The 22,677-nt window shown below is 35.7% G+C and carries 20 protein-coding genes and 2 pseudogenes; 6 read left to right on the forward strand and 16 right to left on the reverse strand.

Annotated elements, in window-relative coordinates:
* Positions 1–179 precede the first annotated feature (179 nt).
* Together LB888_RS02700 and LB888_RS02705 are read right to left on the reverse strand one after the other, a co-directional pair.
* The gene (locus tag LB888_RS02700) at positions 180–995 is read right to left on the reverse strand and encodes a Cof-type HAD-IIB family hydrolase (RefSeq protein WP_318753522.1); all 816 of its coding nucleotides are present in this window, start codon (positions 993–995) and stop codon (positions 180–182) included.
* A gap of 357 nt (positions 996–1,352) precedes the next feature.
* Positions 1,353–2,501 carry a glycerate kinase gene (locus tag LB888_RS02705; protein ID WP_318753523.1) on the reverse strand — a complete coding sequence of 383 codons (1,149 nt, stop codon included), beginning with the start codon at positions 2,499–2,501 and terminating at the stop codon, positions 1,353–1,355.
* 162 nt (positions 2,502–2,663) lie between these two features.
* Between LB888_RS02705 and LB888_RS02710 the strand changes: the two are divergent.
* Together LB888_RS02710 and LB888_RS02715 are read left to right on the forward strand one after the other, a co-directional pair.
* A pseudogene (locus tag LB888_RS02710) lies at positions 2,664–3,121 on the forward strand (DUF6978 family protein).
* Between the two features lie 19 nt (positions 3,122–3,140).
* Positions 3,141–3,932 carry a DUF1828 domain-containing protein gene (locus tag LB888_RS02715; RefSeq protein WP_318753525.1) on the forward strand — a complete coding sequence of 264 codons (792 nt, stop codon included), beginning with the start codon at positions 3,141–3,143 and terminating at the stop codon, positions 3,930–3,932.
* A 56-nt stretch (positions 3,933–3,988) separates the two neighbouring features.
* On the opposite strand, the gene LB888_RS02720 is transcribed toward LB888_RS02715, so the two are convergent.
* The 8 genes and pseudogenes from LB888_RS02720 to rplM all read right to left on the reverse strand — a co-directional run bounded on the left by LB888_RS02720 (position 3,989) and on the right by rplM (position 10,575).
* Entirely contained in the window at positions 3,989–4,147 is a 159-nt protein-coding gene (locus LB888_RS02720) for a hypothetical protein (RefSeq protein ID WP_318753526.1), read from the reverse strand.
* A gap of 470 nt (positions 4,148–4,617) precedes the next feature.
* Positions 4,618–5,079 carry a GNAT family N-acetyltransferase gene (locus LB888_RS02725; RefSeq protein WP_318753527.1) on the reverse strand — a complete coding sequence of 154 codons (462 nt, stop codon included), beginning with the start codon at positions 5,077–5,079 and terminating at the stop codon, positions 4,618–4,620.
* A gap of 283 nt (positions 5,080–5,362) precedes the next feature.
* Positions 5,363–5,671: a DUF4298 domain-containing protein gene (locus LB888_RS02730; protein ID WP_318753528.1), complete on the reverse strand. Its 309-nt coding sequence runs from the start codon at positions 5,669–5,671 to the stop codon at positions 5,363–5,365.
* Between the two features lie 618 nt (positions 5,672–6,289).
* Entirely contained in the window at positions 6,290–7,948 is a 1,659-nt protein-coding gene (locus LB888_RS02735) for an FAD-dependent oxidoreductase (RefSeq protein WP_318753529.1), read from the reverse strand.
* 1 nt (position 7,949) lies between these two features.
* Positions 7,950–8,998 (reverse strand): annotated as a pseudogene (gene arsB, locus LB888_RS02740) (ACR3 family arsenite efflux transporter).
* 132 nt (positions 8,999–9,130) lie between these two features.
* Positions 9,131–9,412, reverse strand: coding sequence for an ArsR/SmtB family transcription factor (locus tag LB888_RS02745; protein ID WP_412928198.1), 282 nt, complete (start codon positions 9,410–9,412; stop codon positions 9,131–9,133).
* A 313-nt stretch (positions 9,413–9,725) separates the two neighbouring features.
* Positions 9,726–10,118, reverse strand: coding sequence for a 30S ribosomal protein S9 (gene rpsI / locus LB888_RS02750; protein ID WP_071408851.1), 393 nt, complete (start codon positions 10,116–10,118; stop codon positions 9,726–9,728).
* Positions 10,119–10,131: 13 nt separating this feature from the next.
* Entirely contained in the window at positions 10,132–10,575 is a 444-nt protein-coding gene (gene rplM / locus LB888_RS02755; RefSeq protein WP_066125431.1) for a 50S ribosomal protein L13, read from the reverse strand.
* Positions 10,576–10,842: 267 nt separating this feature from the next.
* Between rplM and LB888_RS02760 the strand changes: the two genes are divergently transcribed.
* Positions 10,843–11,379 carry a hypothetical protein gene (locus LB888_RS02760; RefSeq protein WP_276647777.1) on the forward strand — a complete coding sequence of 179 codons (537 nt, stop codon included), beginning with the start codon at positions 10,843–10,845 and terminating at the stop codon, positions 11,377–11,379.
* An 11-nt stretch (positions 11,380–11,390) separates the two neighbouring features.
* Entirely contained in the window at positions 11,391–12,653 is a 1,263-nt protein-coding gene (locus tag LB888_RS02765; RefSeq protein ID WP_318753531.1) for an NAD(P)/FAD-dependent oxidoreductase, read from the forward strand.
* A gap of 550 nt (positions 12,654–13,203) precedes the next feature.
* On the opposite strand, the gene LB888_RS02770 is transcribed toward LB888_RS02765, so the two are convergent.
* Positions 13,204–14,619 (reverse strand): LysM peptidoglycan-binding domain-containing protein, encoded by a 1,416-nt coding sequence (locus LB888_RS02770; RefSeq protein WP_318753532.1) that lies wholly within the window; start codon positions 14,617–14,619, stop codon positions 13,204–13,206.
* A gap of 479 nt (positions 14,620–15,098) precedes the next feature.
* Between LB888_RS02770 and LB888_RS02775 the strand changes: the two genes are divergently transcribed.
* Entirely contained in the window at positions 15,099–15,818 is a 720-nt protein-coding gene (locus LB888_RS02775) for a YebC/PmpR family DNA-binding transcriptional regulator (RefSeq protein WP_318753533.1), read from the forward strand.
* A gap of 224 nt (positions 15,819–16,042) precedes the next feature.
* Complete coding sequence (locus LB888_RS02780; RefSeq protein ID WP_276647796.1) at positions 16,043–16,513, forward strand: glutathione peroxidase; 471 nt, start codon at positions 16,043–16,045, stop codon at positions 16,511–16,513.
* A gap of 186 nt (positions 16,514–16,699) precedes the next feature.
* Here the strand turns inward: LB888_RS02780 and LB888_RS02785 are convergent, their stop codons facing one another.
* From LB888_RS02785 to LB888_RS02805, 5 genes are all read right to left on the reverse strand, one after another.
* Positions 16,700–18,484: an ABC transporter ATP-binding protein gene (locus LB888_RS02785; RefSeq protein ID WP_318753534.1), complete on the reverse strand. Its 1,785-nt coding sequence runs from the start codon at positions 18,482–18,484 to the stop codon at positions 16,700–16,702.
* Positions 18,477–20,243, reverse strand: a complete 1,767-nt coding sequence (locus LB888_RS02790; RefSeq protein ID WP_318753535.1) for an ABC transporter ATP-binding protein — start codon at positions 20,241–20,243, stop codon at positions 18,477–18,479. Before LB888_RS02790 ends, LB888_RS02785 begins: the two co-directional genes overlap by 8 nt.
* Entirely contained in the window at positions 20,237–20,374 is a 138-nt protein-coding gene (locus LB888_RS02795) for a hypothetical protein (RefSeq protein ID WP_318753536.1), read from the reverse strand. The genes LB888_RS02790 and LB888_RS02795 overlap by 7 nt, the downstream gene beginning before the upstream one ends.
* A gap of 41 nt (positions 20,375–20,415) precedes the next feature.
* Positions 20,416–20,700 carry a helix-turn-helix domain-containing protein gene (locus LB888_RS02800; protein WP_318753537.1) on the reverse strand — a complete coding sequence of 95 codons (285 nt, stop codon included), beginning with the start codon at positions 20,698–20,700 and terminating at the stop codon, positions 20,416–20,418.
* Positions 20,701–21,031: 331 nt separating this feature from the next.
* Positions 21,032–22,576: an ABC-F family ATP-binding cassette domain-containing protein gene (locus LB888_RS02805; RefSeq protein WP_318753538.1), complete on the reverse strand. Its 1,545-nt coding sequence runs from the start codon at positions 22,574–22,576 to the stop codon at positions 21,032–21,034.
* Positions 22,577–22,677 lie beyond the last annotated feature (101 nt).

The following is a 22,677-nucleotide window of genomic DNA, read 5'->3' on the forward strand; positions in this document are numbered from 1 at the left end:
CAATTCATATAAAGCAGAAAGCCTTACGCCACTCACTTTATTCTAACCCTCTATTGCATGAAGCAGAAAACCTTATACCACTCATCCTTTTCTCAGCCTCCGTTTTACGATACGAATACCTTTTAGTAAAATCATATTATCGGAATGATTTAACAGTCTACTTTCATAAACCTAATATTTTAATTTTCAAAAAATAGTTTTTCTAAAGTTGTTAAGACACCTTGATCTTCATTCGACGGACAGGTAGCTTTAGCAACTGCTTTGACTTCGTCCGGCGCATTTTCCATGGCGTAACTCCGACCACAATATTGAAGCATTTCAATATCATTACCACCATCACCAAAGGCGACACATTGTGCTGCTGTTAATCCCCAACGCTCTACTAAGCGTTGAATACCTGAAGCTTTATGACATCCTGGTAAAATTAAATCAATATAGCCATAACTACTCCCCGTTGGTACCAATTTACCCGCTAACTTTTCACTGAATAATTGTAAGTATTTTTCCGTATCCTCCACATTTACTCGAAAACCGAATTTTAAGATTTGATCTTTAACTGCTTTTAAATCATCTACCCATTGAAGACGTGGGTAATAGATGGCCATCTCATCAAAAAAAGCTGGACTAATTTTAGCTCTTCCCACATAGGCAGAGTTTACCCCGCACAAAACATATTGTATTTCTGGATATTGGTCACAAAAGTCAATAATATCATGAACGATAGTTTGATCGATGTTGGCATTGAACACTAGCTCCGTCTTATCTTTTACAAAGGCTCCATTCTCAGCAACAAAACTGAGCTCTTCATGGTAATCTGGAAACAAGCTACGTAACTGGTAGTATTGATTACCACTAGCGACAACAAAATGACAATCAATGGCCTTCATATGCTCCAGTAATACTTTAAAACGATCGACATCATATGTGTAATCAGAACGTACAAAGGTTCCATCCACATCGACTGCCACTAATTTAATCTCTTGATCCGTCTTCATTTTTCTGCCTCCTCTAGTGAGTTTAATTACATTTTTCCGGATTGTCATGATAAGGTAAGGTGATAAGACCGATTGACAATTGAAGAATCTGCACACACTATAAAAAAACATTAATGTTTCTAAATTTTCCTCAATCCAATGAATTAACGATTGTGACGGCTAAAACAAAGCTAAATCCGTAGATTAAGTATTTAGATGACTCAAATAACATTCAACCTAATGTCATTTTCAAAAAAACGGTGATTGCTTCTTAAAACAAAGATTAACACTACTTAAACTGTGCAAACTTTGTAAAACAACGGTTATCGCTAATATTACTGATAAACGAATTTTTAAACCTTTTTTACCTATTTTCTATTAGTACTTTTCAACTAATGCTCCATAAAATGAGATGATATTTTTAGCAGCTGCTTCCACTAACGTGGGGGTTTGTTGTATGGCTCGTTCTAAAGTCAGTGGTTGATTAATAATATCAAAGACACCTGCAATTCCTTCCTGATAAACAGCTTCAATATCTAACGATTGTGACCCTACAATCGCAATCGCGGGTACACCATACCGTTTAGCTATTCTAGCAATCCCAATGGGTGCTTTACCACTAAGTGACTGCCCATCTATTCTACCTTCACCTGTTATGACAAGATCCGCCGTTTGAATTGCTGGTTCAATTTCTATCAGTTGTAAAATCTCATCAATACCACTTTTAAGTGCTGCATTTAAAAAAGCCATTAACCCTGCTCCTAAACCACCCGCAGCACCGGCGCCAGGGATAGAAGCGAAATCACGATTGTAGACTTCTTTCAGTTTTTCAGCATAATGTTGTAATCCCTCATCCAGCATTTTAATTTGATTCGTTTTAGCTCCTTTTTGAGGGCCGAAAACTTTAGCGGCGCCATTTTCTCCGCATAAAGGATTATTGACGTCAGATAAAATAATAATCTCAATAGTTTTAGGTTTGACTTTCATTTTGGTTAGATCAATTTGCGCAATTGCTTTTAAATTTTGAGCATTACCACTTAACGCTTGTCCCTTAGCATCGAGGAACTCAACACCTAAAGCTTGCGCCATTCCCATACCGCCATCATTAGTAGCAGAACCTCCGATCCCTATATATATTTTTCTAACGCCTCTATTGATGGCATCTAAAATCAGTTGCCCCGTACCAAAAGTCGTTGCTTTCATAATATCTTGCTTGTCTTCAGGAACTAATGTTAATCCGGAAGCTTGAGCCATTTCAATAATAGCTGTTTGTCCTTGTTCAATTAAACCATACACTGCTTGAACAGTCTCATTTAGTGGTCCACGAACTGGCAAAGTCACTGTTTCTCCCGGTAGAGCTGCCATCACTGCTTCAACCGTTCCTTCACCCCCATCAGCAATTGAGAAAATATGTGTCTGGTATTCTGGATATAGACTGTGAATCCCTTTTGCTATATAACTTCCTACTTCCTTAGAAGTAGCACTCCCTTTAAAAGAATCTGAGGCAATGATGATCTGCTTACTCATTTTTACCCTCCTAACTGAACGCTATTATGATTTGTCTTGATTAAATTATACTATAGATTGACTGCTTCACGACAATTTATCGCAAAAGATTATTTGATAAATTTTAGCACAGTCTCTCATATTTAAAGTGTTTTTCGAAATGCTGGCGTATTTATTATAGAGGTGAGACTAATCGACACTAATAATCTTAATGATGAGCTAGTTAAAGTATTAATTAATCGTCTTAAAAACATTGCTAATCCCCTTAGTTTTGAGGAAGCTACCAAGCAAATCTATGCGTTATTTGGTGCAGTAAACTTGAAAGAATATATTATCGATACCGAGGAAATTGAATACATTTTACAAGTCAAACGTGGACAAAGAGAAATCAACCGGTTTAGTATGCATCTTCGTTTTAAAGAAACACATCACCACTTAGTGAGAATTGATATTGATCCTAATATCGCTCACAATAATCCTGATGGAAAAAAATAAAAGGAAGTCATATCCATATTTATAATAATAGCTCTCCCACTCAAAAAGACTTATTTGCCTATCCCTTAAATGAGCAAGATTTTCCTGAAATAAGTAATATTGTTGATGCTTTTACCGCTTTTTTATCCTATAATAATATTAATTAATTCAAAGGAGGTCATCAAGATGAAACAGTCAGCCAAACTTAAAAATCAGTATTTCGAATGGTTATTCAAAGAGCAAAATTTCCAAGATTTAGGTCAAAATTTAATCCGCATTGATACACCTTTCTTAGATAATCAATTTGACAATATTGTTTTATATGTCGAAGTACTTTCGAATGATCGCATCATTATTACTGATGATGGCTGGACTTTGAGTAATCTTGAAGACAAAGGCATTTATTTTAATAGTCAGAACAAAACCAATTTGACTGCACTTGAAAATATAATCAGTCATCTTGGCATTGATCGCCGTCATCATGAGTTATATATAGAGACAGATTTTTCTAAATTTCCAATTGTTAAACAACGAATGTTACAAGCTATTATGCAAGTCAATGATTTAATCGTATTACACAAAAATGTTCGTCGAAACATTTTCTTCGAAGAAGTCGCAGATTTATTAACTAAAAAAGAAGTTTTATTTGTCAATAAACCATCCTATGCGGGTAAAGAAGGCATTACCATTCAATTTGATTTCTCAATTCCTACCCAAAAGAATGAGAAATTGATACGAACTATCCGCAATGGCAATGACTTAAATCGCGCAAAGTTACTCACGATGGATACTCAATTACTTCGCTATACCAAAACTTCAGCAGAATATATTGCGATTTTTGATGATATCCACTATCCAATTAAGAACTTGAAAACTGTCCAATCGGTATTCAATGAAAATAGCGCATCGAAAATTATTGCTTTGCCCTTCTCCAGTGCAATAGAAGATCAAACTATTTTAAGTAATAAAGTAAGTTAACACAATGATGGGAGTGGACCAAAAGTAGAAAATTGAATAGTTTTCGCTTCGTCGGTCTACCCCCGCAAAGTTGGGAGTGGACCAGAAGTAGAAAATTGAATAGTTTTCGCTTCGTCTGTCCACCCCCGCACAGTTGGGAGTGGACTAGAAGTAGAAAATTGAATAGTTTTCGCTTCGTCTGTCCACCCCCGCACAGTTGAGTAGGTCTCAAACAAGTCGAAAGACGCAGGTTGAGGCCACTCAACCACTGCGATTTTAATGAATAAGCACTAATTTGACTGAATTTTTCAAATTTATGTTCAATTTCGTTAAAACGCCATTTGAGGCCACTCAACCACTGCGCTTTTAATTCACGAACAATAAACTTGACTAAATTTAACAAGTTTATGCCCAGCGTCTATTATCGCTTAAATATTTTTCTAATGAATACAATCAATTTTTAGATGAAAAGATAGTTACTGCTTTCTTTAAATTTTTGATAGCTTTGTCGTCCTCATATTTAGTATTGTCTTAGCCCTTCGTATTACTATCTGGTGCAATAATTTATTTCCAGTAAGCAATTCTACGATTTCCTTCTAACTTACTCTAATATTATTAACTGACTGTTATTTAAGTTAATTTCATCAAATTAATTCAGAAACTTCAAGTAAAACTCAATTTTTATACTGACTTTTTATGACAATGATTACGATAGTGCTTTAACCCATACTAAACAGGGATTATGTTCATCCCATAATGTCGGAAAGACTTCTAATTTTTTAAAGCCACAACAACGATAAAATTGATTCGTTGCATCATACTGCTCATAATGACCTTCATCTACTGTTTTAACTTGAATTAAGTGATAGCGACCGGTCATTAATTTTTCAGCTGCTTTCATAAGTTGTTTACCTATTCCTTTTCGATGATAGGATGGTAAAACTCCCATACAGACAATTTCAACGCAATCTTCACTAGTATTTGATAGTGTTACAAACCCAACAGGTTCATTCTCATCCAAAGCGATAAGACACTCACTTGTTTTAGCATCATCTATATACCATTGAGTAGCTTCTTCAATTCCAAACCATTCAGGTAACTCTTGCAAAATATTTTTAACTATTTGCGATTTTTCTAACGATTCATTTATTTCCTTAATTATTACCATGTTATGCTCCTTATCGAGGCTTTAATTGTTTTTGAAACCTCCAGTAGTTTTTTTCATATAAATGTCCTCCTTCCCTCAATTTTCGATTTTAGTATAGCATAAATCAAAAAAGCTGGACAGAAACTTAATCATTTCTATCCAGACTTATTAAAATGCGTAACATGTAATAATTAGATATTACTCAATCTAAATATAAACTCATCTTAAGATAGCGGTAACTAATCTCTTAGCCTTAAATAGCCTCAACAAAATTTGATATTTATAAATGCCTATACCTAATTAATCACTTCAATAATTCTGTAGCTATTTCTAACATTTCAATCGCTTGATTTCTAATGGCAAATAAGGTGTCATACGGATAGTCTTCGCCTAAAATAGCAGTTGTTTCGAGCTCATCAAAATAGCCCTCATCAAGCATCTCTCTATGCTTAAACCATTCTTCACTACTATAATACTTATCGAATTTCTTAATCTTTGGCATTTGTTTTTTTAATTTTTCTAGGACTTTATCCAATTCTTCTAAAGTCGCATTTATTTCACTAAATTCTTTTTCTAATTCTTTTAATCTCTCAACTTCTTTTTCTTTATTCACAAAAATCATCACCTTTAATTATATAACAATACTCTTCTGTTCTTTTTATTCTCTTTAAGATATTAATTGATTTTTATACACAATGTCATATCAGAATTTATGATGATAATTTAGTCATAAGTCAATACTCATTGTTTAGTCTTAAGTTTGAACACGTAAAAATGCATCTTAAAAATGATAGAAATAGACAATAACATAATGTAAAATCAGCACGAGTGTAATGGTTGAGCAAAACTTAAAAATTTTTGTTTGGTCTAATCTATTTAGTTTATCGTGCAGCGATTGAGTGGCCTTAACTGTGCGGAACTGGGCTTACGAAGCGAAAATCATTCGATTTTTTACTAATTGTCCCCTCCCATTCATTATATAATTTAAAAATTTGTGAATCCAATTTTAACCTAAATTTCGCTTAGTATTTTTTGATATCCGTAGTAATATATTAAATATGATGGCAATATCATAAAGGGATTTAAAATTGTCGTTTAGTTTTAAAACATGATAGGTTACTTTTTCATCTTGGCTGTGAAAAAAGTAATTCATTTCGTATACTTCTCCTCAGAAAAAAATTAAACAAAAAAATCCTCTCCGAAGAGAGGACGATCCTAAGACTGTTGTTGATTATTCCGATAATTCTTTAAATAACTGATACGTTTTATTACCACCGGATAAATTATAAACCTGTTCAAAGCCATGATTAATTAAAATATTTTGCGCTGCATTACCGGTTACGCCTTTATTACAGTAAGTGATAGTCATCACTGATTTATCCAACTCACCTAAGCGTTCTCTTAAATGTGATAAAGGAATATGAGTGGCCTGATCCACATGACTTTTCAAGTAATCCTTTTCGGCACGAGCATCGATAATTTGAATCGATATGCCTTGTTTTTGTAAAGCAATTAATTTTTCAGCGGTAATAAGGGGACGATCATTCATTGCATTTTCCAACACCATGCCAGTGTACATTACTGGGTCTTTAGTGGTAGAAAATACAGGAGAATAAGCTAAATCCAAATGAAATAGGTCTTCAACTTTTGCCCCAAACGTAATCGCTGTGGCGAAGACATCAATACGCTTATCAACACCCTCAAATCCAACAATTTGCACCCCTAATAATGTTCGATCAGCACGATTGGCGATGGCTTTAATCACCATTTCTTTACCACCTAAATAGGTAGCACGATTCGGTTTAAGATTGTATAGAGTTTCATAGTCAATTCCTTCACTTTTTGCTTCTTTTTCGGTCAAACCGGTTTGACCAACATGTAAATCGAAAATTCTAAATATCCCCGTTCCTAACACACCTCGATGAGTCAATGTCCCTCCAGATAAAGCTTCTCCCGCGATTCTTCCCATCTTATTGGCGGTTGACCCCATTGGACGATAGATGGCTTTCCCTGTAATAACACTAAAACTTTCAGCCACATCGCCTACCGCATAAACATCTTCAAGATTAGTTTGCATAGTCGGATCTACTTTGATGGCTTTCGTCGGTCCCAACTCGACTCCGATTTCAGTCGCCAATTGGGTATTTGGACGCACCCCAACTGCTAAAAAGACCATGTCAGTAACTAACTGCTGACCATTATGCGTTATGAGTGACTCTATTTTTGCTTTGCCTTCAATTTTTTTAATCGAATCATTTAAAAGCAACTTTATCTTTTTTTCAGCAAGATAGGTTTCTACGCGATAAGCCATGTCTCGGTCCATCGAAGCCATCACTTGGTTACCTAATTCAACGATGGTTACGTCGATCCCTTTGTTTGTCAATTGTTCGGCCATTTCTAATCCGATAAATCCAGAACCGACAATCACAGCCTTTTTAGGATTATTTTGTTCGATGTATTGGTTAATCTCACGGTTATCTTGAATCGTGCGGACACTGAATAGGTTCACGTAGTCCTTTTGATTAAATGGACTCGGGATAAAAGGTGAAGCCCCGGTCGCAAACACAAGTTTATCATAATGGTCTTCAACTATTTGACCTGTTTGTAAATTCTTTACCGTTAACATCCGACGATCATGGTCAATTGATAGCACTTCGTGTTCCTTATGAATATCAACATTATAGCGACGTTTAAACCAGGCTGCATCTCGTGGTACTAGCTCATCAATCGACTCCACCTCGCCCCCAATTTGATACGGAATGCCACAAACAGAGTAAGAAATATCTTTTCCACAGTCATAAACGACAATTTGATTCTCTTCAGAATTGCGACGCGCTTTTGCTGCTACCGAAGTCCCGGCTGCTACTGAACCAATAATTACAATTTTCATACTAGGCCTCCTGATAAAATTTATCTTGTAAACCATTCGCAACTTTTACTAGTAATAACATCACCGGAACTTCAACTAAAACGCCCACCACAGTCGTTAAAGTAGCGCCCGAAGATAAGCCAAACATCGAAATCGCAACTGCCACCGATAATTCAAAGAAATTGGAAGCCCCAATCATGCTACAAGGTGCTGCCACCGAATAAGGTAATTTAATTAAATAGGCCATATAAAAGGTAATAACAAAAATAAAAAGAGTTTGTAATATTAAAGGTATTGAAATTAAAACAATATTCAACGGTTGATTCAATATTTTATCGCCTTGGAAAGAGAAAATAATAATTAAGGTCAAGAGTAAGCCGAACATCGTGTACTTATCAAAACTCGGAATGAACTTTTCGTTAAGAAATTGTTCACCTTTCGTATTAATAATCTGATTACGCGTCAACATGCTGGCTAATAATGGAACGACAATAAATAGAACAATTGATAACACTAAAGTTCCCCATGGAATTGTTATGTTCCCCATTTTTAGTAAGAAACTAACGATTGGAATATACGCAATCAAGATGATTAAATCATTAGTTGCAACTTGAACTAAGGTATAGGCTGGATTCCCTTTTGTTAATTTTGACCAAACAAAGACCATGGCCGTACAAGGTGCAGCACCCAATAAAACGGCTCCCGCAAGGTACTCGTTAGCCACTTCCGTCGAGAGTATTTCTCGATAAAAAATAAAGAAAAATAAATACGCAATTAAATACATTGAAAACGGTTTAATGACCCAGTTAATAATCCACGTTAAAAATAACCCTTTTGGATTGTTACCAATATTTTTAATCGATGCAAAATCAATCTTTAACATCATGGGATAAATCATAATCCATAATAAAATTGTCGTCGGGATTGAAACATTATAAAATTCAAACTGACCTAAGAATTCAGGAATGAATGGCAAGAATTTCCCACCAATATCCCAATTACCATACAAATTAACACCCATATTGTTAGATTTCTCTCAAAAAAAGAAATGCTTTGATTATTATTTTTCATCCGTTTACCCCTTTATATTAAGTTTAGTTGATCTAGTAAAAGCTTTTCTATTATCCTTTAAAAGATCCGACGCCACTGCTTTTCATATCAATGAATTTTGATGTGTTCTGTAAAATAAAAACTGTGATTAGCTTAATCTTCAATTTTGGTTAATTCTTTTATTAATTGAATCACTGCTTTGGTGCCTTGTTCATTAATTTTATAATGAACCCATTTCCCCTCTTGTCTACTCTCAACTACTCCTGACTCCGTTAAAATCTTCATTTGATAAGATAAACCCGATTGCGTGATGTCTAATTTATCTAGTAAATCACACGCACATAACTCGCCACCTGCCAGTAATGATAAAATACGCAATCGTTTCTCATCTGAAAATGCCTTAAATGATTTTAATGTTTGTTCGATGTTTCTCACCTCCAACATATCAAATTATTTTGATTTGTTTTCTGAACTCATTATATACTTTTTAGTAGTTCATATCAATATTTTTTGATATGATTTATAAAATTATTAATATCCTCCAATATAAGTATGCATCTTTCTTTACTAGCCAAAAAAGCACTTGAAAAATATCAAGTGCCTTAGTTGTTTTATTATAATAACAACTCAAATTATTATAGTTCTATAATTTTTAGTGTTGGTGGCGAAATCACCAGCACTATTTTTATACACAAAAAGCACCCTCCGATAATGAGAGTGCTGTAATTTCGTTATTGCAGTAAAAAAATTAACGTTTACTGAATTGACTAGCTTTACGAGCTTTCTTAAGACCTGGTTTTTTACGTTCTACCATACGAGGGTCACGTGTTAATAAACCAGCAGCTTTTAAAGCTGGACGGAAATCAGGATCTACAGTTAATAACGCACGAGCGATACCGTGACGGATTGCTCCAGCTTGTCCTGAGTAACCTCCACCATTAGCGTTAACAGTTACATCATATGCTCCTAATGTTTCTGTAACTTCAAATGGTTGTTTCATAACTTCATGTAAGTGAGGGAAAGGAATGTATTCATCCAATGTTTTACCATTGATAGTGATTACACCAGTTCCTGGCACTAAGCGTACACGAGCTACTGAATTTTTACGACGACCTGTACCAATATATTGTGCTTTAGCCAATTAAATTCCCTCCTTAAATTAATGTGTTAATGTCTAATGCTTCAGGTTTTTGAGCTGCATGTTTATGCTCTGCTCCACCGTAAACAAATAATTTAGTGAATTGTTTACGTCCTAAGCGAGTGTCTGGTAACATACCTTTAACAGATAATTCAACTAATTTACGAGAATTTTTTTCACGTAAATCACCAGCTGAGATAGATTTGATTCCACCTGGATGACCGCTGTGACGGTAGTACATTTTATCTGCTGCTTTGTTTCCAGTTAAAGCTACTTTATCTGCATTGATTACGACAACAAAATCACCTGTGTCTACGTGAGGTGTAAATGTTGGTTTGTTTTTTCCGCGTAAAATTGAAGCAACTACTGCTGAAAGACGACCTAAAGGCACATCTGTCGCATCTACTAATACCCAGTTACGTTCAACTTCGTTTTTCTTAGCCATATATGTTTGACGCACGATTGTTTCCTCCATTATTAAATCTAGTTGTTTGACAAGTACTATTGAGTTTCCGGGGCTCATAGTGGGGCAAACAATACCGTCTATCATATTACCCCTAAAGTACGATAATGTCAAGCATTACCAACAATATTTTTCAATTATTTTTCAACTTTTTTCCTGGTGTTCGGGGACGAATTTTCCCGGTAAAAATTTAATCCGAATTTCATTTACCATACCTTTATTATTGATATTATGCTATAATTCTCTCATTAGGAGGGGTTAAAATTGAATATTATAACAAAAAATCGTACCCAACAAATGTTAATTAGTAGTTTGTTAATTGCTATTGGTATTATGATTCCATTAGTGATGCCCATTAAAGTGATTATTGGTCCAGCATCCTATACACTTGCAAGTCATGTACCGATATTTTTAGGTCTGTTTATCTCACCTTTTGTCGCTTTAAGTGTGACTGCCGGAACGACCATTGGTTTCTTATTGGCAGGGTTCCCTTTAATCATTGTTTTAAGAGCTTTATCACATTTTTTATTCGTTCTTTTTGCTTTATTTTTAATTAAAAGTTTTAAAATCAATCAGCTATCATTTGCTAAACAAGCACCATTCTATTTCTTAATTAATGTAGTTCATGGTTTGGGTGAAGTACTAGCAGTTTATTTATTCTCTGTCACTGCCCAAACTACCAACACAGAAGGCTTTTACTATACTTTATGGGTATTAGTTGGTTTTGGTACCATTATTCACGGCTTTATAGATTATGCACTCGCTCATTTGATTTTCGATCGCATTAAGGTGCGTCACTAAGAAGAAGTCATATGAAAAACACTTATCAAGTTATTATTGTCGGTGGAGGGACCAGTGGTCTCATGGCTGCGGTACACGCTGCTTTACAAGGTGTCAGTGTCCTTGTTCTAGAAAAAAATCCAAAATTAGGTCGCAAATTACTCTTGTCGGGTGGTGGTCGTTGTAATGTGACCAACCGTACCTCACGTGAAGAATTAATTCGTCATATTCCTGGTAATGGCAAGTTTTTATACAGTGCCCTTAATCAGTTTAATCAAGATGATATTGTGCATTTTTTTGAAAGTCGTGGAGTACAACTGAAAGAAGAAGATCATGGTCGCATGTTTCCCGTTACAGATAGCGCTCGTACCATTTTAGAAACTTTATTGGATTACTGTCGTGAACTAGGTGTCGAAATTCAAACCAATGAACCTGTCGATAAGCTATTATTTGACCGTGAAAACCAGTCCGTCAAAGGGGTACTAACGAAATCTGGTTTAGAAATCCAAGCCAATGGTGTTAGTCTAGCAACGGGTGGTCGGGCTTACCCACGAACAGGTGCGACTGGTGATGCTTATGCTTGGGCCAAATCAGCTGGTCACACGATTGTACGGTTATACCCTACCGAGTCCCCTCTACTATCAGATGATGAGTGGATTACCAGTAAAGCTTTACGTGGTGTTTCTTTAAGAGATGTGGGCGTTACCTTATGGGATGCTGATCAAAAAGCTATCACTTATCACCAAATGGATATGATTTTTACTCATTTCGGCTATTCTGGACCCGCTATTCTAAGATGTTCTGGTCATGTTAACCAGTGGCTTCATCAAACGGGTGAAAAAGTGGCTCATCTATCTATCGATTTAACACCACATCATACGATGGAACAACTAAAAGTTTTTGCCGAAGAAAACCGTGACAAACAATTATTAACTATTTTAAAAAATTGGATGCCAGAGCGTATGGCTGAGGTAATTTTATCTCAATTAAAAATGGATCATACAACTGCTTATAAACAATTAGTTCACGCTGAAGTTGAAGCCTTATTTAATAAGATAAAACATTTTGATTTCACAAGTACGGGTTCGCAACCGATTGAAAAAGGTTTTGTAACTGGCGGTGGCGTTTCAACTAAAGAAATTAATCCCGCAACGATGGAGTCCAAGCTAATGAAAGGTCTTTACTTCTGTGGTGAATTATTAGATATTAATGGTTATACCGGTGGTTATAATATTACGGCTGCTTTTGTTACGGGTGCTGTTGCAGGACAAAATTGTGCTTGGAATAGTTTTTAATTAAAATAGCAACATATCTATCTTTTCAGCTGGCGTCCATTCGTCAGCTTTTTCTTTATAATAATATCTTTTCCACTTAAATTTAACACTTTAAAGCAAAGGGGACTAGACAAAAAGTAGCCAATCGCAGGATGGCTACTTTTTATCTTTCTCCTATTTGTAAAATATTTCTAATTGCCGATTTGATACGGGTTGTCACCTCGCATTAACACTCCTACCAGTTAAAGAGGTTGAATAGCAGTTTAGAGACGGTTTGTTATGTTACATTGACAGTCGCTAATCTTTAAATAAGTCTACGGTGTTTTATCAGTGCATACATATGCTAGTATTTCCATTCGCGCAAATCTGAATCGATATTGAATCGGTTGTTCTCTCGCAAAGCGCCTCTCTTATACGTTCTGAACACTTCTTGGTGAGGAAATAAACTGCTAAGATTAACGACTTGTGAAAGTTCCTGTCTAATACCATTTAATCACTACACAATGATTTGACGACGCAAAAAAGGCAGAAACTCTATCATTTCTGCCCAGTCTTTTCTATTTTATTTTTATTATTCAGTAACGGCTGTTGGATCTGATACTAAGATAGTTCCATTAACAATCATTGATTTTTCTGGTAAGCCATTCCATGCACGTAAATCTTCTGGTGTTACACCATATTGATCGGCAATAGTTTGTAAGTTTTCACCTGTTTGAACTTCATGTAATGTTGGTTCTGGGTTACTTACATAAATTTCTTTACCTACTTCTAATTCATTGTCAGCCAATTCATTCCATACTTTGATTGCTTCTGCTGTTGTTTTATAAGTTTCAGCAACTGTATCAATTGCATCGCCTTCTGCTACTTTATGTTTTTGAGGTTCATAAGCAGAATCTTTAATAATCAACTCATCACCAACGCGAGCTGGATTTTCTGCTGTAATGTTATTCCAAGATTTTAAATTATATAGTGTGACACCATATTTATTGGCAATCTTAAATAAAGTTTCACCTTTTTGAATAATGTGTTTTGCTTTAATACCAGCCGCCTTTTCTTCGTCGGTTAAATCGTTTGAAGTTTCCGTTGCTTCTTCTTTATTTTCTTCTTTATTCTTATCTTCGGTCGTTGTTTCTTCCTTTGTTTCTTCAGTTGGCGCTTCAGAAGTCGCACTCTTGTCTGCACCAGGGACCACTAACTGATCACCAATTTGTAAGAAAGTACTTGATAATCCGTTAATTGCCATTAAGTTATCAACGGTTGTACCGTAAGCTTGGGCGATTTCATATAAGCTATCACCTGCTGATACCGTGTAATTTGTTGTTGCAGTATTGGTCGTTGGCACATAATTAGTATAAGTTGAGGTAGCGCCAGAACTATAACCTGTGACAGCAATTTGATCACCGACATTCAACCAGTCGCTGGATAAGCCATTCCATGCCCACAATTCTTCTTCTGTTACACCATAAACGGCTGCAATGCCTGATAGTGTATCGCCAGGTGATACTGTATGGTAGCCGGTTGAAGAGGTAGAGACTGGTGCTGTGTAATCATAGTAGTAATTTCCACCTGTTGCAGTAGCATTACCATAGACAACTAAAGTGTCGCCAACATTTAACCAATCGCTAGTTAAACCATTCCATGCCATTAAATCATCGACGGTTACCCCGTAACGAATGGCTAGGTTATATAGGACGTCACCATTTTGTACAACGTGAGTACCTGCAGCACTAGAATTAGATACTACCGTACCACTGCTTGATCCGTCTACGACTAATACATCGCCGACATAAATCATGTCACTTGATAAGCCGTTCCATGCGCGTAATTCTTCTGCAGTTACGCCATATGCGGCTGCAATGCCTTGTAAATATTCTCCACTTTGTACAGTGTGTGTTGCGGTTTGTGCTTGTGTGGTTGGTAAAACAGCTAATGAGGTTGAGGCTAATAAAGCCATTGAAGCTGAGATTAATTTTTTATGTAATTTCATTTTTTCTCCTTCCAATCGATATCAATCTACCTCTATATTATAACATTTAGATAACGATTCGACCATGAATTCGATGTTTTGTCATCACATCGTAAAAGTAACCGGTCATTTTTAAAGTGTCATGTAACCTAATTGTTACACAAACACCCAAATAATCTCCTGGTTTTAAATACTTTAGTAATCTTGACAAATCCGTGATATAACACCACCCCTTTAAAAAGACGTTTTTTGGTGATCATTGCGTGACCTATATCATCAGCAATGGCCTTAATATTTCCCTTTCTATTCATATTAAATTATGCTTATTTGGATTATACATAAAATGCAAGACACTTCTGTCAAAAGCCAACTCCATTTTTTAAGCAAACTCTCATAATTTAGCGAATTAAAATAGAACTTAAAACTCTATCACAAAGGACGTTTTTATGGTAAAATAAGTGTTGGAACATTCTAATTTTATTGAAAGAGAAGTGAAATAAATGGGTCGTAAATGGATGAATATTAAGGAAAAGAAAGCAAATAAAGACCAAAATACTTCGAAGATTTATGCTAAATTCGGTATTGAAATCTATGCTGCTGCAAGACAAGGTGAACCCGATCCAGAATTAAACCAAAAATTACGTTTTGTTGTTGATCGTGCGAAGACATATAATGTCCCTCGTCACGTTATTGAAAAAGCCATTGATAAAGCTAAAGGTGGCGATGATGAAAACTACCAAGAATTACGTTACGAAGGATTCGGCCCTAATGGTTCGATGATTATGGTCGATGCCTTAACTAATAATGTTAACCGTACTGCAAGTAATGTTCGGGCTGCATATGGTAAAAATGGTGGGAACATGGGTGTCAGTGGTTCAGTTAATTACTTGTTTGATGCAACAGCTGTTTTTGTAATGGCTGATCAAGATGCTGACGAAGTAATGATGGCTTTATTAGAAGCGGATGTCGATGTTCGTGAAGTATTTGCTGAAGAAGATACCGTAGTTGTTTATGGTGAACCAAAAGACTTTGAAGCCATTAAAACTGCTTTAGAAGGTATGGGAATTACTGAATTTGAAGTAGCTGAAACAGACATGATTGCACAAAATGAAGTGAAATTAGAAGGCGAAGATTTGAAAAAATTTGAACATTTAATTGAAGTTTTGGAAGATGACGAAGATGTTCAACGCGTTTACCACAATGTTGATTTAGATGACTAATTCATTGAAAATTTACTTTTGGTTTATTGATTGAAATTTTTAGTTGATTTAAAGGCTTATTCATTTAGATTTTTTGTTGGGTTGTATTAGAAATCTATTTCGTTGGCCCTTCTACTTTGACTATGATTGATACAGATACTACACTGATTTTGCCTTTACTATTCTAGTAAATATCGTAAAGGGAGTCCTGTTTTAGATATGGGATGTTTGAAAGGAGCAAAAGCATGAGTTTACCAGATTTTTCATTAGTTCGTAGCAGCGGCCAACCTTACCGCTTGAATGAGTATAATGGACAAGTCTTGTTAATCGTTAATACCGCGACCGGTTGTGGCTTAGCCCCTCAATTGACTCAATTAGAGGAACTCTATCAACGCTATCACGACCAAGATTTTACTGTCATTGGATTTCCTTCCAATCAATTTAAACAAGAAAAAGTGGTCGATAGTGATATGGAAAGCACCTGTCAATTGAAATTTGGAGTCAGTTTCCCCTTAAATGAAACAGTAGAAGTGAACGGCCCTAAGACTGAACCCATTTTCCAATGGTTAAAACAAGAAACCCAAGGGCTATTCTCCAATAATATCAAATGGAACTTTACGAAGTTTTTAATTGATCGCGAAGGACGAGTGGTTAAACGTTACTCACCAACCACCTCGCCTAAAGCAATCGAAAAAGATATTCTTAAATTATTATAATAAAAACCAGTTAGCTTAATTTCCCTTTTAGGAAACTAGTTAACTGGTTTTTCTATTTAGGTACCTTCGCTTAGCTAAACACTTTCGCTAGATATGCTTTTTTAATTTATTGTGGGGCCACACAAAAAGTTGTAAAGTCGTTTAAATTCAATCATTATGTTCGTTATATGCTTTATTCCTTTTAGATTAAAGTTCTTCTTCCTCAAAGGTGCCATTACCATTCTCAAACTGACTATTATATAAGTCCGCATAAAAGCCGTCTTGAACCATTAATTGATCGTGATTACCTTGTTCGATAATATTTCCGTCTTTCATTACTAATATTAAGTCAGCATTACGAATGGTTGAAAGTCGATGAGCAATGACAAATGAGGTACGCCCCACCATTAAGGCGTCCATTGCTTTTTGAATTAATTCTTCCGTACGAGTATCCACTGAGCTCGTCGCTTCATCTAAAATTAATAATGGAGCATCTTTTAATAACGCACGGGCAATGGTCATTAATTGTTTTTGTCCTACTGATAATTGAACGGAATCATCCAATACCGTGTCATAACCTTGAGGTAATGTGGTAATAAAATGATGAATCCCCACCGCTTTGGCTGCCTTTATCACTTCTTCTTGTGTTATCTCTGGTTGATTGAACACTAAATTATCGCGAATACTCCCCTCAAATAACCAAGTATCTTGTAATACCATACTGAAATATTCATGCAATTCAGCACGAGTCATGTCTTTAATATTGACGCCATCGATTAAAATTTGACCGCTATTGACTTCATAGAAGCGCATTAATAAGTTAACAATCGTTGTTTTACCAGCACCGGTTGGACCAACAATCGCGATTTTTTGCCCCGCTTTAGCTTCGGCAGAGAAATCATGAATAATCGTTTTACCTTCATCATAGCCAAAATTAACATGTTCGAAGGCAACCTGTCCTTTAATTTGTGATAATTGGGTTGTTTTATACGATTCGTCACTCATTTCGTCTGCCTCTAAATAGTCCATCACTCGACCTAAGGCTGCTCCAGCTGATTGTAAGCTTTGTGCCGCTTGAGCAATTTGGGATAATGGTTGTGAGAATAAACGAACGTACACCATAAAGGCAATTATGACCCCGATGGTAATGTGCCCATTTAAAACTAGGTAAGCGCCCATTAAACTAACCATCACATAACCGAAGTTCCCGATGAAAGCCATCAGTGGCATCATCATCCCACCTAAAAATTGTGATTTCCAAGCACTTCCGTATAATTGTTCATTTAATTTTGCAAATTGGCCCTTCATTTCATCGGCTGCATTATAACTGCTGACAATCGAGAGTCCGGTATAGGCTTCTTCGATATAGCCATTGACAGTAGCTAAGTTCTTTTGTTGCGCCTTAAAATGAGCACGTGATTTACTCATAATAAAGACCATTCCAATAAAACCAATAAAAACCGAACTGATTACTGTTAAAGCCATTACCCAATTCGTTTTAAACATCATAAACAACGTACCGATTAATAAAACTGTTGCCGAAACTAATGTTCCTAAACTTTGATTTAAGCTTTGACCAACAGTATCCAAGTCATTGGTAATAATGGATAAAACATCACCGGTTGGACGGCTATCAAAGTATCGTAAAGGAAGGCGATTCATCTTTTCAGCGATTGCACGACGAAGGCGTTGGGTATAGCGTTGTGAAATAGTTGCCACAATAAAGCTTTGTGCATACCCCATTAGCGCTGCCGTTAAATACAAGATGACTAATGTTTTTCCTATTTTATCAATTTTATTTAAGTCAATACCAACCATCACCCCCTGAGTAATGACATCCATCATTTCACTCATTTTATCAGGTCCGATAACGGTGATAACACTACTAATAATTGAGAAAATTAAGGCAATCACGATGGGAATTAAATAGCCATCGGCATAGCGTAAAGCACGTTTTAGGGCTTTTTCTGATTGTGGTTGTTTTTTAGCCATTGGTTAATTCCTCCTTTGATAATTGTGAGTAGGCAATTTCTTGATACACTTCATTATTAGCTAATAATTCTTGATGCGTACCTTGACCAACTACTTTCCCTTGATCTAATACTAAGATTAAATCTGCATCCATAATGGTTGAAATACGTTGCGCGACAATTAACTTCGTCATATCAGCCGTTTGAACTGCTAAATCATGTCTCAACGCTTTATCCGTTTTATAGTCTAAAGCTGAGAAGGAATCATCGAATATTAAAATTTCTGGTTTGCGCGCTAAAGCACGGGCAATTGCTAGTCGTTGTTTTTGACCCCCTGAGAAATTTGCACCTTCTTGAGCCACTGTTGATTGCAAGCCGTTTTCTTTACTTAATACAAATTCTTTCGCTTGTGCTAACTCTAAAGCCGCATTCATTTTTTCTTCCGTTAAAGGCGATTCATTACTTTCACCAAAATTCAAATTGGAGGCAATGGTTCCACTAAAGATGACGGCTTTTTGTGGTATATAGCCCACCCTATTATTTAAATCATCATGGGCAATCTCTTTGATGTTTTGTCCATTTAACTTAATAGCACCACTGGTCACATCGTAAAAACGTGGTAATAAATTAATTAAGGTACTCTTACCACTACCTGTGGAACCGATAAAGGCAATTGTTTGTCCCTTTTTAGCCTTGAAGCTAACATTCGAAATAACGGGTTCAGCACTATCACTATATTTAAAGGTTACATTTTCATATTCTAAAACATATTCATTCGCTTGACTGTTCGTTTTGGTTGTTGCAGGATAGTCAATCACAGAATGCGTCTCTAATACTTCATTAATACGTTTAGCAGACACAATCGCTCTTGGTAGCATGACAAAAATCATCGTCATCATCATGAACCCCATGACCACTTGCATCGCATAAGAAGTAAAGACTGCCATATCGCCAAAGAGTGTTATTTTCATATTTAAAGCTGCATTTTGAATGAGATAAGCCCCAATCCAATAAACCGATAACGATAACCCACTAGATACTATCGTCATTAATGGCATCATTAATGAGAACATTCGCATTGAGAACAAATTGGTATCGGTCAATTCACTGTTGGCAACATCAAATTTCTCATTGCGGAATTTTTCAGCATTGTAAGCTCGAATGACACGTATCCCGGTTAAGTTTTCACGTGAGATAGCATTCAACTTATCGGTTAATTTTTGGATCATTTTTTGCTTTGGAAAAGCCAATACCATAATAATGGTAATAACAATTAATAGTAAAAGTACGGCTAATGCGGTTGCTAACATCCATTGACCATTTTTGTTAGATATTTTAACCATCGCCCAGCCGGCCATAATGGGTCCTTTGACCATTACTTGCAAACCAAAGGCAATTAACATTTGTAATTGAATAATATCATTTGTTGTACGTGTAATTAAACTTGGGACTGAAAAGCTTTGTGTTTCCTTGGCTGAGAAACTTAACACGTGTTCAAAAATATCACGTCTTAATGTTCGTGTAAAACTTGCTCCCAATCGAGCTGCTAAAAAGCCAACTAATAGACTGGTCGCAAAACTTAATAATGATAAGAGTAACATCATCCCTCCAGGTTGATAGAGCTCTTTAAGTTCTGTACCTGGCGTCACTAATTTTTTGGTCACTTCTGACATATAATCTGGTACTTTTAAATCTAGCCAGACTTGGGCCATAATGAATAGAACACTGACGACAGCCATCATCACTTCTTTTCTATTCATTCGTTTGAATATTTTTAACATTCATATTCTCCTTCTTGTTTTTCTTCTGATTCTACTTGCGCATTTTGAGTTACTTTTTTGATGACATTATGGAAAATTTTAAATTCCTCTTGACTAATACCGTTACTAAGGTCGGCTTCAACTTGTTTCAAGAAATTCTCAATCGCTAGATGCTTGGCCTTTCCTTCATCTGTTACTTTGATGGCTTTAAAACGTTTATCACTTTCCAAAGGCTGGACATGGATAAACCCATTTTTTCCATCCGCTTGATTAACCCTGATGCCGAAGCTTTCTGTATATTTAGGAGTTGTTCAATGTCTTTTTGAAAAATATCTTGATCCTCATGACTAATTAAGTAAAATAAGACAGCACCTTGAGGTCCTTCTAAATGTTCCAAATTACACTGGATGATCATGTGTTGCAGATACTTTTCAATGATTAAACCTAACTCTCTGATTTTAAATCCGATATGAAACATGACGACTCCTTTCTTTTTAGTATGGATACGAACTACAATTGTTTGTATGCTAACTATTATAGTTTGTGATTTTAAAATCGTCAAATACTTTGTTTTTATGAAAACGAATTTAAGTTAATTTTCTGAAAAATAGAGAAAACAATAAGATATAAAAAAAAGCTTGAAGAATTTGTATAATGGCCTCTGTAATCCCGACTAGGACTACAAGAGAAAAATACATTAGTTCTTCAAACTAGATGATGTAATTAAAAATCATTCATGCTATCGATCTTTTGCGATCACAAATGATGGCTAAACGTCTGATTACTTCATATTCTACTTTCAAAATTTACTACGCCAATTCACTAAAATCCCATACACCGTCGACCCAACCTTCATAAAAATCAGGTTCGTGGCAGACCATTAAAATACTGCCTTTATACTCTTGTAATGCTCGCTTTAATTCGTCTTTGGCATCGACGTCTAAATGATTGGTTGGTTCATCTAACACTAAGACATTATTTTCACGATTCATTAGTAAGCAAAAACGGACTTTGGCTTGTTCGCCCCCACTTAGTACTTGGATTTGACTATCGATATGTTTCGCGGTTAACCCAACATGAGCTAAAGCTGCACGAACTTCTGCTTGATTAAGACTTGGAAATGCTTCCCATACGGCTTCTAATGGTGTTTGACGATTACCACCAGGTACTTCTTGAGCAAAGTAGCCAATTTCTAAGTAATCCCCTTGTTCGACTTGACCACTGATTGGTTCAATAATGCCTAAAAGACTCTTTAGTAAAGTTGTTTTCCCAATCCCATTGGCACCGATAATAGCAATCTTTTGATTCCGTTCAAACACTAAATTCAAAGGCTTAGTTAATGGACGATCATAACCAATTACTAATTCTTCAGCTTCAAAGATAAAGCGGCCTGGAGTGCGCGCTGATTTAAAATTAAAATTAGGCTTGGGCTTTTCAGCTTTTAATTCAATAATATCCATTTTATCTAATTTTTTCTGGCGTGACATAGCCATATTCCGAGTAGCGACTCTGGCTTTGTTACGATTGACAAAATCTTTCAAGTCAGCAATCTCTTTTTGTTGACGTTCATAGGCTGCTTCTAACTGCGCTTGTTTCATCGCATAGACTTCTTTAAATTGATAATAGTCACCGGTATAACGAGTAATTTGTAAATTATCGACATGGTAAATAATATTAATCACTTCATTTAAAAATGGAATATCATGTGAAATCAAAATAAAGGCATTTTCATAATTTTGTAAATAACGTTTTAACCATTCAATATGCTCAGCATCTAAATAGTTAGTCGGCTCGTCTAATAGTAAAATATCAGGTTTTTCTAATAATAATTTAGCTAGTAAAATTTTCGTACGTTGGCCACCACTTAACTCGGTGACATCACTATCCATTCCATAGTCTACTATACCTAAAGCCCGTGCTACTTCATCAATTTTGGCGTCTAAGATATAAAAATCATGCACCTCTAAGCGTTCTTGAAGTTCTCCTACCTCTTCCATTAAGGCATCCAGTTCTTCACCTTCAGCTTCTGACATCGCCATATATATCTCATTGATTCTGGCTTCATCTTTAAATAAATCGTCAAAAGCTGTTCTTAAAGCATCGCGAACGGTTTGGCCTTTTTCCAATACAGAATGTTGATCCAAATAGCCTACTTTGACATTACGAGCCCATTCAATTTTCCCTTCATCAGGTAATCTTTGACCCGTGACAATATTCATGAAAGTAGATTTACCTTCACCATTAGCACCGACCAATCCGATATGTTCTCCTTTTAATAAACGGAATGATACATCTTCAAAAATAGCACGATCACCAAAGCCATGCGTTAAATTCGTTACTGATAATAAACTCATCGCGTTCTCCTTTTACCCATTTCATACCGTTTTATTATACGCAATAAATCTTTAAAAGTTAACCAGTTTTCTTATTATTAATAGTAAATTTATTAAGTCGT

It is taken from the genome of Globicatella sp. PHS-GS-PNBC-21-1553, from assembly GCF_033564055.1.
GTDB classification, from domain to species: domain Bacteria; phylum Bacillota; class Bacilli; order Lactobacillales; family Aerococcaceae; genus Globicatella; species Globicatella sulfidifaciens.